13 protein-coding genes and 1 other annotated feature are annotated in these 15,757 nt (G+C 45.5%); of the genes, 10 read left to right on the top strand and 3 right to left on the bottom strand.

What is annotated here, in order from left to right; all coding sequences use genetic code 11:
- Positions 1–11: 11 nt before the first annotated feature.
- The 4 genes from resB to PCH02S_RS06375 are packed head-to-tail and all read left to right on the top strand — an operon-like array spanning position 12 to position 5,579.
- A complete protein-coding gene (gene resB / locus PCH02S_RS06360) occupies positions 12–1,673 on the top strand; it encodes a cytochrome c biogenesis protein ResB (RefSeq protein WP_127451189.1) in 1,662 nt (553 codons plus the stop codon).
- Entirely contained in the window at positions 1,670–2,929 is a 1,260-nt protein-coding gene (gene ccsA / locus PCH02S_RS06365; RefSeq protein WP_127451190.1) for a cytochrome c biogenesis protein CcsA, read from the top strand. The genes resB and ccsA overlap by 4 nt, the downstream gene beginning before the upstream one ends.
- Positions 2,930–2,968: 39 nt before the next feature.
- Complete coding sequence (locus tag PCH02S_RS06370; protein ID WP_127451191.1) at positions 2,969–3,682, top strand: response regulator transcription factor; 714 nt, start codon at positions 2,969–2,971, stop codon at positions 3,680–3,682.
- Between the two features lies 1 nt (position 3,683).
- Positions 3,684–5,579 carry a HAMP domain-containing sensor histidine kinase gene (locus PCH02S_RS06375; protein ID WP_127451193.1) on the top strand — a complete coding sequence of 632 codons (1,896 nt, stop codon included), beginning with the start codon at positions 3,684–3,686 and terminating at the stop codon, positions 5,577–5,579.
- A gap of 124 nt (positions 5,580–5,703) precedes the next feature.
- On the opposite strand, the gene serA is transcribed toward PCH02S_RS06375, so the two are convergent.
- Positions 5,704–7,284, bottom strand: a complete 1,581-nt coding sequence (serA, locus tag PCH02S_RS06380; protein WP_127451782.1) for a phosphoglycerate dehydrogenase — start codon at positions 7,282–7,284, stop codon at positions 5,704–5,706.
- Between the two features lie 73 nt (positions 7,285–7,357).
- Positions 7,358–7,590, bottom strand: a binding site (T-box leader).
- Positions 7,591–7,828: 238 nt separating this feature from the next.
- Here serA and PCH02S_RS06385 point away from each other — a divergent pair.
- Positions 7,829–8,152 carry a rhodanese-like domain-containing protein gene (locus tag PCH02S_RS06385; protein WP_246068971.1) on the top strand — a complete coding sequence of 108 codons (324 nt, stop codon included), beginning with the start codon at positions 7,829–7,831 and terminating at the stop codon, positions 8,150–8,152.
- Between the two features lie 77 nt (positions 8,153–8,229).
- Here PCH02S_RS06385 and PCH02S_RS06390 read toward each other — a convergent pair whose 3' ends face one another.
- Positions 8,230–9,150 (bottom strand): hypothetical protein, encoded by a 921-nt coding sequence (locus PCH02S_RS06390; protein WP_127451195.1) that lies wholly within the window; start codon positions 9,148–9,150, stop codon positions 8,230–8,232.
- A gap of 89 nt (positions 9,151–9,239) precedes the next feature.
- Between PCH02S_RS06390 and PCH02S_RS06395 the strand changes: the two genes are divergently transcribed.
- Together PCH02S_RS06395 and PCH02S_RS06405 are read left to right on the top strand one after the other, a co-directional pair.
- Positions 9,240–9,851, top strand: coding sequence for a CPBP family intramembrane glutamic endopeptidase (locus PCH02S_RS06395; RefSeq protein WP_127451197.1), 612 nt, complete (start codon positions 9,240–9,242; stop codon positions 9,849–9,851).
- 305 nt (positions 9,852–10,156) lie between these two features.
- The gene (locus tag PCH02S_RS06405) at positions 10,157–11,815 is read left to right on the top strand and encodes a stalk domain-containing protein (RefSeq protein WP_127451201.1); all 1,659 of its coding nucleotides are present in this window, start codon (positions 10,157–10,159) and stop codon (positions 11,813–11,815) included.
- Positions 11,816–11,872: 57 nt separating this feature from the next.
- Here PCH02S_RS06405 and PCH02S_RS06410 read toward each other — a convergent pair whose 3' ends face one another.
- Positions 11,873–12,730, bottom strand: a complete 858-nt coding sequence (locus tag PCH02S_RS06410; protein WP_127451203.1) for a polysaccharide deacetylase family protein — start codon at positions 12,728–12,730, stop codon at positions 11,873–11,875.
- Positions 12,731–12,895: 165 nt separating this feature from the next.
- On the opposite strand from PCH02S_RS06410, the gene PCH02S_RS06415 reads away from it, so the two are divergent.
- The 3 genes from PCH02S_RS06415 (at position 12,896) to PCH02S_RS06425 (ending at position 15,728) form a co-directional block, all read left to right on the top strand.
- Positions 12,896–13,240, top strand: a complete 345-nt coding sequence (locus PCH02S_RS06415; protein ID WP_127451205.1) for a hypothetical protein — start codon at positions 12,896–12,898, stop codon at positions 13,238–13,240.
- A 246-nt stretch (positions 13,241–13,486) separates the two neighbouring features.
- The gene (locus tag PCH02S_RS06420; protein ID WP_127451207.1) at positions 13,487–14,092 is read left to right on the top strand and encodes a genetic competence negative regulator; all 606 of its coding nucleotides are present in this window, start codon (positions 13,487–13,489) and stop codon (positions 14,090–14,092) included.
- 133 nt (positions 14,093–14,225) lie between these two features.
- On the top strand, positions 14,226–15,728 hold the full coding sequence (locus PCH02S_RS06425; RefSeq protein ID WP_127451209.1) for a DnaB-like helicase C-terminal domain-containing protein: 1,503 nt from the start codon (positions 14,226–14,228) through the stop codon (positions 15,726–15,728).
- The last annotated feature ends 29 nt before the right edge of the window (positions 15,729–15,757 follow it).

Raw genomic sequence — 15,757 nt, forward strand, 5'->3', positions numbered from 1 at the left:
AGGAGGTCATCATGTTCTACAACACCAAATGCGATTGTGGGCATCAGAACCCCACAGGAACTACGCTCTGTGAATCCTGCGGAAATCCGCTGATCGATACGGATGGCAGAGATATACTTGAAATGCGCTATGACGGTATGGCCCGCCGCTCGCAGAAATCAAACCCCTCAATTTTAGATAAAGTCTGGAATTTCTTCTCCTCGGTTAAAATAGCGGTATGGATTATTTTCATTACCTTGCTGGCTTCTGCCGTTGGCACGATATATCCGCAGGAAAACACATTTTTGGATATGGATCCTGCGCAATATTATTCGGAAACGTACGGGAAACTGGGAACGATTTATCACTTTCTTGGGCTCTCGCACACTTTCAGCTCATGGTGGTTCATCACCTTGCTATTTATGATCGGAACGTCGCTTGTCATCTGCAGTTTGGATCGCGTTTTGCCGCTTTACCGCGCACTATCCAAGCAGCAAATCCGCAAGCATCTCAATTTCTTGACCCGGCAAAAGGTGACCCTTGTGACCGATTTGCCCTCTGGTACAGATGAGGAAGCGTGGACCGATAAGCTCGGCGTGATTTTACGCAAAAAAAATTACCGCATACATAAAGATGGGACGGCACTGCTTGCCGAGAAATACCGTTTCAGCCGCTGGGGCCCATATATTAATCACATTGGTCTTATTATTTTTCTGATCGGTGTCTTGATGAGAAGCATCCCGGGCTGGCATATGGATGAGTATATGGGTATTTTGGAAGGTGAAACTAAAGCCATCCCCCATACTTCTTATTTTATAAAAAATGAAAAATTTACGTTAGAGCTTTATGACGAAAAAGACTTGCCAGAAAGCATAAAGTCCAAGGGGCAAATCGTTCCCAAAACGTATGAAACACAGGCTGTCTTGTATCACTGCTCGGCTAATTGTGATGATTCAACGAAAGAGCCGGTTTTAGAAGAAGTGCATAAAGCCAATATTCTGGTGAATCATCCTCTGGATTATAAAGGCTTGCAAGCGTATCAATTTGACTACAAAGCCACACCGCTCCTGATTTCAGTCAAACCAACACTTAGCAATCCTGCAACAGGTGAAACGTATGGAAGTTTCGATCTGCCGATGAATAATCCGAAGGATGTTTATCAAGTTGGCCCTTATAAGCTGACTTTAAAAGGGTTCTTCCCTGAATTTGGCTTAGAGAAAGGACAACCTATCTCCAAGTCGAATGAGCCGAAAGCCCCGGCATTTATTTTTAGCATCACAGGTCCGGGATTGGCGGCCAATGGTGAACCGTATTTGTATTTCCCAAGACAAATTGACAAAGAAGCGTTCTCCCAAGATACGATTAACGGTGCGATCAGCCAGAAGCTAAAGATTGCCGTTGGGACTATGGAAGGCGTCCAGTTTGCCAACTATACGACTTATCTTAACATTCGAGTTGACAAAGCAATGCCTTATATCTGGGTAGGATCTGCGATCTTTATGATTGGGGTCATTATGGGCTTCTACTGGCAGCATCGCCGTATCTGGATTCGCATCGACCAAGGTAAACTTACCCTCGGCGGACATACGAACAAAAACTGGTTCGGCTTACGCAATGAGGTTGCAGCAGCCTTAAAGAAAAATAATTTGGACATACTGCCGAAATCATTAGACAATGGAGGGAACCAGGGGTGAATGTCAATTCAGTCAGCAGCACCTTTTTACTTATCGCATTTTTCGTTTACCTGGCAGCATTTTTGCTTTTCGTCCTCTCGATTACCGGGAAAAAGTGGAGTAATCGTGATCCAGAACAGCATCAGAAACAGTGGGGCTTCGTAGCCTTCCTTACTTCTGTTGTCGGATTTGCTTGCCAAGTGACATTCTTCTTTACAAGATGGGCGGAAGGGAATCACATTCCGACTTCAAATATGTACGAATTCATGACCTTCCTCGGGATGATGATCATGTTCGCTTTCTTGATCGTCTATCTCATTTATCGAACGCCTGTACTTGGTGTTTTCGCATTGCCGATCGGTTTTATTATCATTGCGTATGCCTCTGTCTTCCCAAGCGAGGTTCAGCCTCTGATTCCGGCACTGCAAAGTTACTGGCTGAAGATCCATGTAACGACAGCGGCAACCGGTGAAGCCTTCTTCGGCGTCGGTTTTGCTGGCGGACTTATGTATCTCCTGCGTTCTGTAGACTTTAAAGGCACGACCCAAACAGATAAGCGTGAACAAAGAGGCGTAGAGCTAACACTCTTTTTTATCCTAATGCTAATCGCTTTTATTGCTTCTATTTTTACATTTAACGGTTCGGGCTATAAAGCTGTATTCTCCAAAGAAGTGACGGTTATGGATGCGCAAGGACAGCAGCAAACGAGCATTCAAGAAGAGACTTTCGTACTGCCGCCAATTGTGAAACCTTATGATACGAAAGTTGTTGAAATGAAGCCGTTCCTGGGCATGACGGAACCGCTGTTTACTGCACCGTCCTGGATGGAAGGCGCAAGCGCGGGGCGTAAGTTGAACACAGTGATTTGGTCCGTTCTTGTAGGTCTTGTCCTTTACTGGCTGGCCCGACTGATAGCCCGCAAACCGTTAGGGGCTGCTATTGGCCCTATCGTGAAAGGGATGGATCCAGAGGATCTCGATGAAATCAGTTATCGCGCGATTGCCATCGGCTACCCGATTTTCACATTGGGCGCATTGATTTTTGCGATGATTTGGGCCCAGGAAGCGTGGGGACGATTCTGGGGCTGGGATCCCAAAGAAGTATGGGCGCTGATTACTTGGTTATTTTACGCCGTATTTTTACATCTTCGGTTGTCCAAAGGCTGGCAAGGCAAGAAATCAGCTTGGTTAACTGTTATCGGCTTTATCGTGGTTATGTTTACGTTAGTTGGGGTAAACCTTGTTATCGCTGGGCTGCACTCCTATGCAGGTGTATAAATCAAATCGAACTTAATTTAGATAAGGATGTGAAGCTCCATGGAAATGAAAGCTAGCATACTCGTTGTTGATGATGAAGAACGAATTCGGAGACTGCTCCGCATGTATTTAGAAAAAGAGGGCTACATCATTGAAGAAGCAGAGGATGGAGAGAACGCTCTGCGGATGGCGACAGAAACGGACTATGACCTGGTGCTTCTTGATGTCATGCTCCCTGGAATAGATGGAATTGAAGTGTGTGCGCGGCTTCGCCAGGTGAAATCTACGCCAGTCATCATGCTGACCGCCAAAGGGGAGGAAACGAACCGTGTCAGCGGATTTGAAGTGGGTGCGGACGACTATGTCGTGAAGCCGTTCTCTCCACGCGAAGTGATTTACCGGGTTAAAGCCATTTTGCGTCGTTCCTCAGCGACGGCCTATCTGTCTAAGGATGCAAGCTCAAGCAACAATATCGTGTTTCCAAACCTGATCATTGAACATGATGCCCATCGTGTAACGGCAGGTGGCCAGGAAGTGGCGTTGACGCCAAAAGAATACGAACTGCTGCATTATTTGGCTGTGTCACCGGATAAAGTGTTCTCGCGTGAGGAGCTTTTGAAGGATGTTTGGAACTATGAATTTTTTGGAGATTTGCGGACGGTCGATACCCATGTGAAAAGACTCCGCGAAAAATTAAACAAAGTTTCCCCGGATGCTGCTGCAATGATTACCACCGTGTGGGGAGTAGGCTATAAGCTAGAGGTGCCTAAATAACGTGTTTATATTCAGAACTGTCGTAGGTAAGCTTTGGTTGACCATCATTGGCCTAGTTGGGGTAGTACTGCTCATACTAGGTCTTTTTCTTGTCAATTATATGGAAAATTATTTCTCCCAAGCCAAGGATCAAACCGCCAACATTGAGAAGCTTGCTCGGAATTTCTCAGAAGAAGCCTCTCATCATATGTATAATGAACAGTTTTATCAATTGAGCAATGAACTACTAGGTTTTCAGGATGCGAAAATGCTGGTGATTTCCAAGGATATGAAGGAAATGACTTTGCCATCCACCCTGGGAAATACGTTAGGTGGTTTCCACGCCAAGGATCTGTATACGGATGCTGAACTACAACGTGTATTTGCCGGTGAAACCATTGACAAATCAATTAACAAGTCCAAAATTGGCCGTTTAAAAGCCGGTGAAGAGTATCTGGTTGTAGCTGTTCCTCTGAAAAATTTGCAGGGCAGCATCGCCGGAGCGACGATTATTTATCAATCCTTGCAATCTCTTGAAGCGACACAGTCTTACATGCTCAGATTGTTTATTTACGTGTCCATTGTTGGTTTTCTGATGACAACCTTTTTTGCGTTCTTCCTGTTCGCCAAAATTACAAGGCCGCTTCAGCAGTTGAAAAAAGCGGCCGATTTCATCACCAGAGGAGAATACGGGACCAGAGTACCTATTATTTCCAAGGATGAAATCGGTGAATTGGCAAAGACGTTTAACCATATGGGTGAGAAAATGCAGGAAAGCATCCGTGAGCTTTCCCAAGAGAAAGAGCACTTATCCAGCATCTTGCACAGTATGACCGATGCGGTCATCACTTTGGATGCGAATGGTTCTGTTATGCTGACGAATCCGCAAGGGGAGAAAATCGTGCAGGAGTGGAGCACCATCGAGTGGTCGGAGGATGATGAGGAGACCACACGCTACCGTAAGCCGGATACAGCGCTTGGTGATTGGGGATTAACCAGCTACAGCAATCCGTTCCTGGTTCCGATTCCCGTCCCGCTGATCCCGCTGTTTGAGGCGGTTGTGGACGAATCATCAGAAGCCGCAACCAAGCTGCATGTCCAGAACGGCGTATGGTCTGTTGCCATGACGCCCTTATACATGAGCGAGCAAAGCGAAGAGGTGCGCGGCGCGGTAGCGGTTCTCCGTAATGTGACGGAGGAAGAACTCCTCGACAAGCTGCGCAAAGATTTTGTGGCGAACGTCTCGCATGAGCTGCGTACGCCGATCTCAATGCTGCAGGGCTACAGCGAAGCCCTGCTGGATGACATCCCCACCACGCCGGAAGAGCGCATGGAGCTTGTGCAGGTCATCCACGACGAGTCGCTCCGCATGGGACGCCTCGTCCGTGACCTGCTCGATCTGGCGCGGATGGAAGCCGGCCATCTCGAGCTGGTATTCAGGGAGGTCGAAGTCGACTCCCTGATCCGGCGCATGCACCGCAAATTTTCGGTGCTGGCCAAAGAGCGCGGCATCGCGCTAAGCATGGCGCTGCCGGACGAGCCCCTCATCCTCGAACGAGGGGATGAGGACAGGCTTGAGCAGGTGCTGACGAACCTGCTCGATAATGCTTTCCGGCATACGGCCTCAGGGGCCAGTATTGCCGTGAAAGCGGAGCGGGCTAAGTATAAGAATAAGCCCGCAATTCGCATTGAGGTCTCCGACCAGGGGCAAGGGATACCTGCCAATGACCTGCCGTTCATCTTCGAACGGTTTTACAAAGCCGATAAAGCCCGCACGCGCGGTTCATCGGGAGGAACAGGCTTGGGTCTTGCCATCGTTAGAAATATTATAGAATCCCATTTCGGAATCGTTACAGCCCAAAGTGTGCTGGGGCAAGGAACAACATTCACGATTTTACTACCTTGTGAACCCAATTAGTGTCACAAATTCGACACAAAAAGGCGTTTGCTGTGAAAACTCACAGCAAACGCCTTTCATTTTGTAGAATATTCAGACAAAATCTTGTTGTTCGTGAAACACTTTGTACCTTTAATCGAGTAGTTTATACTTTAAGAGCACGAACATTCACGATTTCGGCTTGGGTCGACAGTTCGGCCAACACTTCAGCAGGAGCCGATTTGTCGATTGTCAGAACCATGATCGCGGAACCGCCGATCACTTTACGACCTACTTGCATCGTTGCAATGTTCACGTTGTTGCTTCCAAGCAGTGTTCCTACGCGACCGATGATCCCTGGTTTATCATTGTGGGAAATAAGCAGCAGGTTACCTTCAGCAGAGAAGTCAACCGGATATTGATCGATACGCACGATACGTTCGCCGTAACCGGAAAGCAAAGTTCCAGCAAGCGTTTTTTCTTCTTGTTTCGTTTTTACGGTAACTGTTACAAGGTTTGTGAAAGAGCTGGATGTATTTGAAGTTTGAACAACGATGTTCACATCACGTGATTTAGCCAAGTGCATCGCGTTGACGATGTTGATGCCTTCCAATTGGTTCTCGAAAACACCTTTAACAATGTAACGAGTTAATTGGCTTGTATCTACATCAATGAGATCGCCTGCATAATTGACGACAATTTCGTATACAGCGCCTTGTGCGATTTGACCCAGAATGGAACCGATCTTTTCGCCAAGTCCGAAGTAAGGTTGAAGTTTGTTCAAAACATTTGCCGGTACTGGCGGCAAGTTAACCGCATTTTTGAACGGTTCATTGCGCAGGATATGAAGAACTTCTTCAGAAACGTCGATTGCCACGTTTTCTTGTGCTTCAATCGTAGAAGCTCCAAGGTGAGGAGTTACGATTACTTTTGGATTGTTCAAGAACGGGTGATCCTTTTGCGGAGGTTCTACTTCGAATACGTCAAAAGCAGCACCAGCTACGATCCCTTGATCGATAGCTTCAACCATCGCCATCTCGTCAATAATTCCGCCGCGAGCACAGTTGATCAGGCGCATGCCTGGTTTCATGATCTCGAATTGAGGCTTGGAAATTAAGTGGCGTGTTTCTGGCGTAAGTGGTGTATGAACCGTGATGAAGTCAGCTTTCGCTACGATTTCATTAACAGTCCCAAGCTTAACGCCCAGTTTCTCAGCGCGCTCTTCCGTCAAGAACGGGTCATACCCGATAACTTCCATGCCGAATACTTTCGCGCGTTTTGCCACTTCGCTTCCGATACGTCCCATTCCGAGGATACCGAGTGTTTTGTTGCGAAGCTCAACACCGATAAATTTGCGGTCCCATTCGCCGCCGACTGTTTTCTTATAGGCTTGCGGAATCATACGAGCTGTAGACATCATCATGGCAAAAGTAAGCTCGCAAGTTGCAATTGTATTGCCGTCTGGTGCATTGATAACAATAATACCGCGTTTTGTTGCAGCTTCGAGATCAATGTTGTCGACGCCTACACCAGCGCGGCCGATTACTTTTAATTTTGACCCCGCACTCATAATTTTCTCTGTTACTTTCGTTTGGCTGCGAACCAGGAGAGCATCATATTCGCCAATGATGGCAACGAGCTCATCTTCGGATAGACCCGTTTGTTTTACCACTTCAACGTCAGCTGCATCATAAAGCATTTGAATTCCCATGTCACTAATTGGATCGGATACTAGAACTTTGTACATCATTCGAACCTCCTTAGAATATGAACATAAAAAAAACTCCCAACCCTCCGGAACAGACACGGATGTCTATATCCAAAGGGACGAGAGATTGCTTTCGTGGTACCACCCTAGTTCGCTGCCCATTCGCATGAGAAGCCTCAATCGGTCTTGCGACCTGGAACTGTAACGTGTTCCTGTTCCGATTGCATCTACTTTCGTTCAATGCAATAACTCTGGAGTGCTCCGCAAAATGTTCGCTACCGATTCGCACCAACCATCGGCTCTCTGAAAACTACTTTACTTGCTTGGCTCCGTCAACGCTTTACTGTGATAGAATTTTCATTAGATTACCATGCTGTTGAAATCGTGTCAATACATGTCGAATCATTTTCATCAAATTCACATGAAAGCCATATTTGACAACGATGCGAAAGCATTTTTGTTTATTTTAAAGCAAGGATCCTCAGAAAGCAATGGTATTTTTGCTTGAATTTTACTACGATTTTCGCTATTGTACTGGATAAATAGGTATTGCATTGCAGCAGGTAAGAAAGGAAGTGCTCTAGTGGAAATTGCCAGTATTCACCCACAGAAGTTTGTTGAAGCGTTGGATCAACAGACATTGAAGGATAGCATCATTATCGATGTGAGGGAACCGCATGAATGGGATTATTATCATCTGGATGAAGCCAAGCTGATCCCAATGGGACAAATCCCCCATCGTTTAGGAGAACTCCCGGAAGATCAGGACATTTATCTCGTATGTGCACATGGCGTGCGCAGCTATCGGGTTGCTGAGTATTTGCAAGAGAACGGCATAGAGCGCGTTATTAATGTTGACGGTGGAATGGCAGCAGTTGGGATGCTTCGAGGATTTCAATACGACTGATCCTCATTATTGGCACCAAAAAGGAGTTAAGCACCTTGAGGCCGCTTAACTCCTTTTTGCTCATGTTATGTATGCGTTTATGTGACATCCGAGAAGAAAGGGAGCTGTGGCAGCGGTTCGTTCGCATACCATTTGGCTTTGCCTTTCACAAAATCGCCGGAGCGAACGGCATTCGTACTAAGCAGAAGGTCCATCGTTTGATTGACATCATTCACATTCAGTTTCTTGGCTTCTCCGGAGGCGATAAATTCATCTATACGAATCGTCAAATCCTGTGGGTAAAAAGGAGCAAACGATTTGTTTTTCAACAATTTTGCTGTGATGTACAGATTTTTGACATTTAAGTTCATTGCACGCCATTGATCTAAGTTCGCATTATTGTTAGGGTCGAAGTTTTCAATATCAGGATCGATTGTGCCATTCCAAGCAACAATAGAATCAAAGTAATTTTTCTGAGCCGTTAGCGCTTGTGTTTTGGCTTCTCCGAAATAAGCATCTTTTTGAATAGCATCAAGCAGCTGTGGTCCGCTTAGCCCATTGGCTTTGCTCTGATATCCTTTCAACGTATCCGCAAAGAGCTTCAAGCTTTTGAGATATCCTTGATGCGATTGGACGAGAAGCGGCGAGGTCGCCGGCATATTTTTGCTCTGGAGGGCGGCATATTTCTCGTCAGCCAGCTTGCTCAATTCTTTGAGAACGGCCGAGGCATCGACGGTTGAATTGCCGGCTTCGATTTGACTCATTAATTCAAACCATTTATTCTGAAATTCCCTAAAGGGCAAAAAGATGGTATGGTAATAAGAAACGAGAACTTGCTGGTCGTAGGCCCCATATTCCTGAGCAACCGCTTTGTCAGCGTGCAATATTTTCTCGTATTTCTGATCCGATTTTTCCTGCCCGATTTTCAATCCGTAGAAGAAGGCGCCAAGGATACAAACAAGCATAAAGATAAACATGAGGGCAAATAAATAATCAGTGCGGGTAAGACGCTTATCCATAATCAAGCTCCTTATTCTCTCTTTTTCTTTTAACTTAGTATAGGTGAAATAGGTATAAAAGGGAATATGTGAGGAAAGAGGCTGCATCTATGAAAAAATTCGATTTTAAGAATATCCGCTTCGGAAAAGTCGATGTGAATGATCTCAATGACCGAACTTTACTGCTCAATCTGTACATAACCCAAGTGCTTACGCTTATTATCGGAATTATTATCCTTTTTTTTCAGAGCAATCATAACTTTATTTCCATGTTCACGATTCAGGGCGGTTGGAAAATCCCGATTTGGGGGACTTTATTTGCAATAGCCGTTCTTGGGATTGATATGTTAATCTCAAGGTGGGTGCCCAAAGAAGTGTCTGATGACGGCGGAATCAATGAGATGATTTTCGGACGGCGTCCGATCTGGCATATCGCGCTCATTTCATTTATTGTTGCCATTTGCGAAGAAGTGCTTTTTCGCGGAGCCATTCAGCATGCCTGGGGACCTTATTGGACCAGCATATTGTTCGCGGCGATTCATATCCGCTATTTGCAGCATTGGCTCATGACAGGGATGGTGTTTAGTATAAGCTACGGCCTCGGCTGGATCTATTTACATACCGGGAGCCTCTGGACGCCTATTATTGCCCATTTCATCATTGACTTTGTCATGGGATGCATACTTCGTTTTGGTAAGGAGGAGGAAGAACAGAGCACATGAATGCAGAGGGAAAAATGCCTTCTCGTTCTCAACGAAGGACGATTGAAATGGAGGAAGATGACACCTACTTACCGCCGCGGAAAGCGGTGCATCCCTCTGAACGGGGAAAATGGACCCGAATTTTTTATGTTACATTGCTGTGGTTATTTGTAATTCTTGTCATTAGTTTAACGATTTGGGGGATTAGGAACTATTCGTAAAATCTGCTAATTTAGTTAAGTTTGTGTTAAGCAAATAGAGAAGCTATGATAGATTCATAGCTTCTTTTTTATGGGCTCATTTTGTCATAGGAGGATTTAGCTGCAATGAATGCAATTCAAGCAAGAAGAAAATGGACTACTTCGGTAAAAATAATAGCTGCGCTTTTTGTTTTATTATCCAGTTTCATTTGGCCGTCAAAGCCGTCTTACGCGTTTTCTTATGGGTATTTGGCTTATCCGCAAGGAAATGTAGGCTTATTGAGACCGGATATCGGGGTGGATTTAGAGTTAAGTGAAGGGAAAACGCCAGACAGCTATCATTTTTATCTCAATGATCAGGAAGTGCAAGCTACTTACGATCCTGTTTCTGTTAAATATGTATATCAACCAAAGGAAGATTTAGCACCTGGCACGTATTCAGCCCGTTTGTCTTTTAAATTTGACGGTTATGATCCTGTTCAAATGAATTGGAGTTTTACCGTGGTACAAGGTGCTGCCAAGCTATCTTCGGAGACAAGCCAGGAGCAGCAAGCAGGTTTGCAGGCGATTAATGATTATCGGCTTAAAATGGGCTTGCCCCAAGTAAAATTCAGTGATGCCCTGAATCTGGCGGCTCAGAAGCATGCGCAATATTTGTCGCAAAACAAAATCGATCCGATCAAAACGGCAGTTTCCCTGCATGATGAGGATCCGGCCCTGCCAGGCTATATCGGAAAGTCATTAAGAGAACGCTCGCAATTTATCGGATACGCTCATGCGAGCAGCGAGGATGTTGCTTACAATCAGGTTTCGCTCGTTGAAGCCATTGATAGTTTGTTTGATGCGCCTTATCATCGAACGCCATTCATGGTTCCTGGTCTTGTTGAGATAGGTGTTTACCGAGTAGGAGCGTATCATGTGATTGAATTTGGATTCTCAGATGGCGCAGCACCTGAGCTTGTTGTTTCGCCAGGAAGCAACGACATTTATGTGCCAACCGTCTTTGATGGACATGAAACGCCAGATCCGATTCGTCTTCATGCTGAAGAGGCCTATCCGGTCGGCTATCCAATCATGGCTTCAATCAATGGGCCGGACGTGAAGAAAGTGAGTTTGGACGAAGCAGAATTAAAGGATGAAAACGGCCAACCGGTCAGCCTGCTGAAAAATGAACCTGGCACAGACGATCATTTGAGTACAGAAGTTATCCTGATGCCTTCGAAGCCGTTAGCACTGGATACGACCTATGAAGCGAAGGTTAAACTGACAGCAACGATGAAGGATGGCAGCACCAAGTCTTACGCCAAGGAATGGACATTCCGCACAGAACCGCGCGAAGGATTAGGTGTGCTAAAACTGCATAATGATCCGGCTTCTTATGTCCTGCAAATGGGCAATTTCGGACTTAATCGAAATCATACCGTTTCCTTCGCCTTGTCCGGCGATAAATATGTTCTTGACCTCATTCCGTATACGATGAAACAGAAGCCATATATTCAAGAGGGTACCTCGTTTCTATATATTCGAGATCTTGCTGCGGCTCTTGGTGCTACGGTGGAGTGGGATGATAAGGTCAAGGCTGCGGTTTATAAGAAAAAAGACAAAACGATCATGTTCTATACAAACCGCGATGCTTATAGCTTGAATGGGGTGGAGCATCAAACAGGGGCCGCGGCCAAGTTGGTAAATGAAACAACGATGATCCCGGTTCGGTTATTGTCGGAAGCGCTTGGAGCGAAAGTCACCTATGTGGAAAGCTCGAAAACGGTCAATATCAGCTATTAATAGAAAAAGCTTTGCATGCCCTTTGTGTTAAGAAAGAGGGCTGCAAAGCTTCTTTTTTTATCGCATTTCGAGCTCAATGGCATTGGGATCGACGAACGAATACCCTTTTTCCTCTAACTGCGTCAGGAGAGTGTCCAAGGCTTTGACCGTCCAAGGTAATTCATGCATCAGAATATTGCTGCCGCCATGCAGCTGCTTCATGACATTCTCAATAACCTTGTTCGGATCATTTTTTTGATTGGTCATTTCCCAATCCAATGAACCGTTTGACCAAGTCATATAGAGCATATGATTAGCTTTGATTTTGGCTTTCAAATAGTCATTGCCCGAACCGAATGGCGGGCGGAAAAATTGCGGAGCTTGCCCCGTCAAGTCTGTTATCGCTTTTTGAACATCGTCCACTTGCTGATCAATTTTGGCATTGGGCATGTCTTTCATATTGTCATGATCCCAGGCATGGTTGCCGATGACATTGCCGCTTTCATGGACGAGCTTAACGAGTTCGGGTTTTTGCTTAATCCGGTAGCCGTTGAAAAAGAAAATCGCCTTCGCGTTATGTTTTTTGAGGATGTCGATTAACGATTGATTCATTTCTTTCTCTTTGGGTCCATCATCAAATGTCAGGAGAATAATTTTCTTGTTTCCGTTAGGGTCATTGGGGACGATATCATAATTTTTGTTCATATGATAGTCCTTCTTCACTTCTTGCGGGACTGCTTTCGTTGGCTCCGGCGTAGGTGTGGGAGCCGGTGTTTGGGTAGGTGCCGCCGTCGGAGTAGGGCTAGCAGCTGTCGTAGCTGCCGTTGTTGGTGTCGCACTGGCTGTGGAAACTGGGCTCTTGGCCGGTTGGCTTTCACTGCAGGCCGTTAGGAATATCATCATGCTGATCAACAGGACACTGGCTTTGTTAGTCATTTCTCGTTCTCCTCAGGCAAATTAACTTCTTATGTCTCTCCTTATAGTACCACATTTCTTCCAGAACATATCTCCTTTGTTTTCCTCTTGTTTGAGCGTATGCCCTTTCTTCAACTCGCGCAACCTATGAAGGATTCATACTAAATTAACATGGAGGGAGACCCAATGAAAATAGGTACTTTCTTGTTAGGTGGCATTGCCGGAGCAGCAGCGGTCGTATACCTGAATCGCAAAAGTAAATCCATGTTGTTCTCCGCGTTCAGCTCATCCAGTGAATCGATGGGGAAGGTAGTGGATAAGGCGAAAGATACCTTTGCGAGCAAATCATTTGGCGATTCACCGGTCCGGAATTTCTCAAGTACAAGCACCAATTCGAGTGCTAACTCAAGCGCAAACTCAAGCGGAGGGCTCAGCCAGGTGGAAAAAATCGTGAAAGAAGATCCGCATTTGAGTGTGACGGTTAACGAAATTTTGCAAGCCAACAAAGAAAATACGTCGACAATTCAATAAATTCTCGCAGCAGGCACAGTCAGGCAAACCCACGGGGCCGGCTGTGCTTTTTCATTTATACATAACTTGCGCGTGCAATTGGAATCAAATAGTGTTAACATGGTAGGTGAAAACGATAAAAGAATACTTGTCCAAATCTTACTTCAAGGTTCACATTTTTATTTTTTTATCATATTCTGTTTTAATAAGATGACCATGCTTTCGATGCAAGCTTTCCAATCGGAAGGCTCAAAGGAGGATCCTATCATGAAAATAGAACGCTTAAGTCAGGATAAGATACGGATTTTCCTAACATTCGATGACTTAACTGAACGCGGAATTCAAAAGGACGACATGTGGAGAGAAATCCCCAAAGTACACGAACTATTCAGTGAAATGATGGATCAAGCCTATTCAGAGCTCGGATTTGACCCGTCCGGACCTCTAGCTGTTGAGGTGTTTGCACTGCCAGCCCAGGGAATGGTTGTCATTGTAACAAGAGGCAAGCTTGATTTGTATGCGAATTCAGATTCGTATGATGATCATGAAGCTGAAGAAGTGTATGAGATGGAAGTAACGCTTGAACAAAGCGATTTAGTCTCCTATGCGTTCCGTGATTTTGAAGATCTGCTGCGTGTCTCCAAAGTAATCAATCCGCTTCTTATTGAAGGCGGTACCCTTTATTCCTACAAAGGGAAATATATTTTACAACTAGAACCTGTTGACCTTGAAGATACGAAGTACCAAGCGTTAATCGCGGTCCTGTCCGAATTCGGGGAAGCTGCTTCCGTCACACAAGCGGTGCTTGAAGAGTATGGGAAGACGATTATTGCCGATGACGCCGTGAAGGTGCTCTGTCAGCACTTTAAATAAAAGGCCTTCCTCTTTTTCTTTTGTTGTTGAATGAAACAAGCATCTTCAAAAACAACCGTTTTTGTTGATGCTTTTTTTAATTGGATAGAAAGTGGTTTTGCATCCTTGTGAAGAGACGATGGGGGAGAAAATCATGACGAACTTAGAGCATAAACGCCTGGCGCCAACATTGGCAGTGGTTGATTTGGACAGTTTACTTAGTTATTACCAGAAACAGATGAGAGAAGAAGCGTATTTGTACTTGCAAAAAAGGGGCATCACCGAGGAGACCGCTCAATTATTCCGGATCGGTTTTGAAATCGGAAAAATTGGGTTCTACGTCGATCAGAATCAGTTAGGCGATTATTTTGAGCATCGCGTGATCCTGCCAATCCGTAATTACGACGGTGAGATTGTCGACTTAATCGGACGCTCAATTGACAATAAGGAGCCGAAATACAAGGCTTTGTACGGGGTTGATCAATACCTTTTTAATTACTCCGCCTTGGAAGATTCCGATGAAGTTATTTTGTGCAGCGGCATTTTCGATGTGCTTTCTCTTGCGCAGGCCAAAGTCCCGGCTGTTTGTGTGCCGGATTATGGGATATTTAAAGAACATCATCTCTCCCTTTTTACGGGAAAACGCGTCTATATTTGTATGGGGAACGATGAGTATGGACGGAGAGAGTCTACAAGGATTGAATCTGTTCTGAGAGAGCAGGGGAACGAAACCTACATTATCTCTTTACCTGAGACTATTCGCGACATCAATGACCTGTTCGTCAGAGCTCAGAACCCGGTTGAGGCTCTCCTGGGGCTCGTGAATCAATCTGTTGAAGAGTCTATGTTGGCTCCCGTAGCGCCGGATATCAAGAATAGCACGGTTTATTTGGAAGAATATATGAAGAGATTCCGCGGGCAAGTAGCCTCGATCCGAACGGGCTTTGATAAGCTGGACACGCTCCTATTCGGCGGTTTTGGCAATGGACTGTACCTTCTTGCAGGGTCAGGATCCATTGGCAAAAGCATGCTGCTGAAACAAATGGCTGATCATATCGCACTTGAAGAAACACCGGTCATCTTTGTTTCCTGGGACATGACGAATTTCGAATTGTGGTCCCGCAGCATTGCGCGGATTATCGGTGTAGCGCCGCAGAAAGTGCTAGGAGGAAAAATAGATCCCGAACAAGTAGCTGAGGCGAATAAGCAGTACGGTAAGATTAGTAAAATGCTATGGATGCTTGAGTGTACGATGAGTACAACGCTGGATCAAGTAGCTGCTAATATTGAGCGTATCGCCGTCATTGTGGGCAAGGAGCCCGTCATTTTCATTGATCATTTGCAACGAATTCCGATGGGCGAAGCCGCGGCGGCCTTAACTTGGCAGCAGCAGCAAGCGGCTATCGCGTTTACGCTTAAGCAATGGTCCCGCGAATGGGATTGCCCGATTATCGCAGCTACCGCACTGGAGTTAGGTCAAGATAACGTTCCAGACCGGGTGCAAGCTTCCGCGGATGTCGTGATGATCATGCAGCCTGTAGCATCGGATGTGGAAGGCCAACAGGCGATATCGCTTGCATTAACGAAAAACCGAAATGGCACAATAGGGAATATCCCTCTTGTTTTCCATAATGATTGCGCGCTCTTTACGGAATAAATCATAGAAAAGTCAATTCAAAATGACTA

Origin of the sequence: Paenibacillus chondroitinus NBRC 15376 (genome assembly GCF_004000765.1) — a bacterium.
In the GTDB taxonomy this organism is placed as follows: domain Bacteria; phylum Bacillota; class Bacilli; order Paenibacillales; family NBRC-103111; genus Paenibacillus_E; species Paenibacillus_E chondroitinus.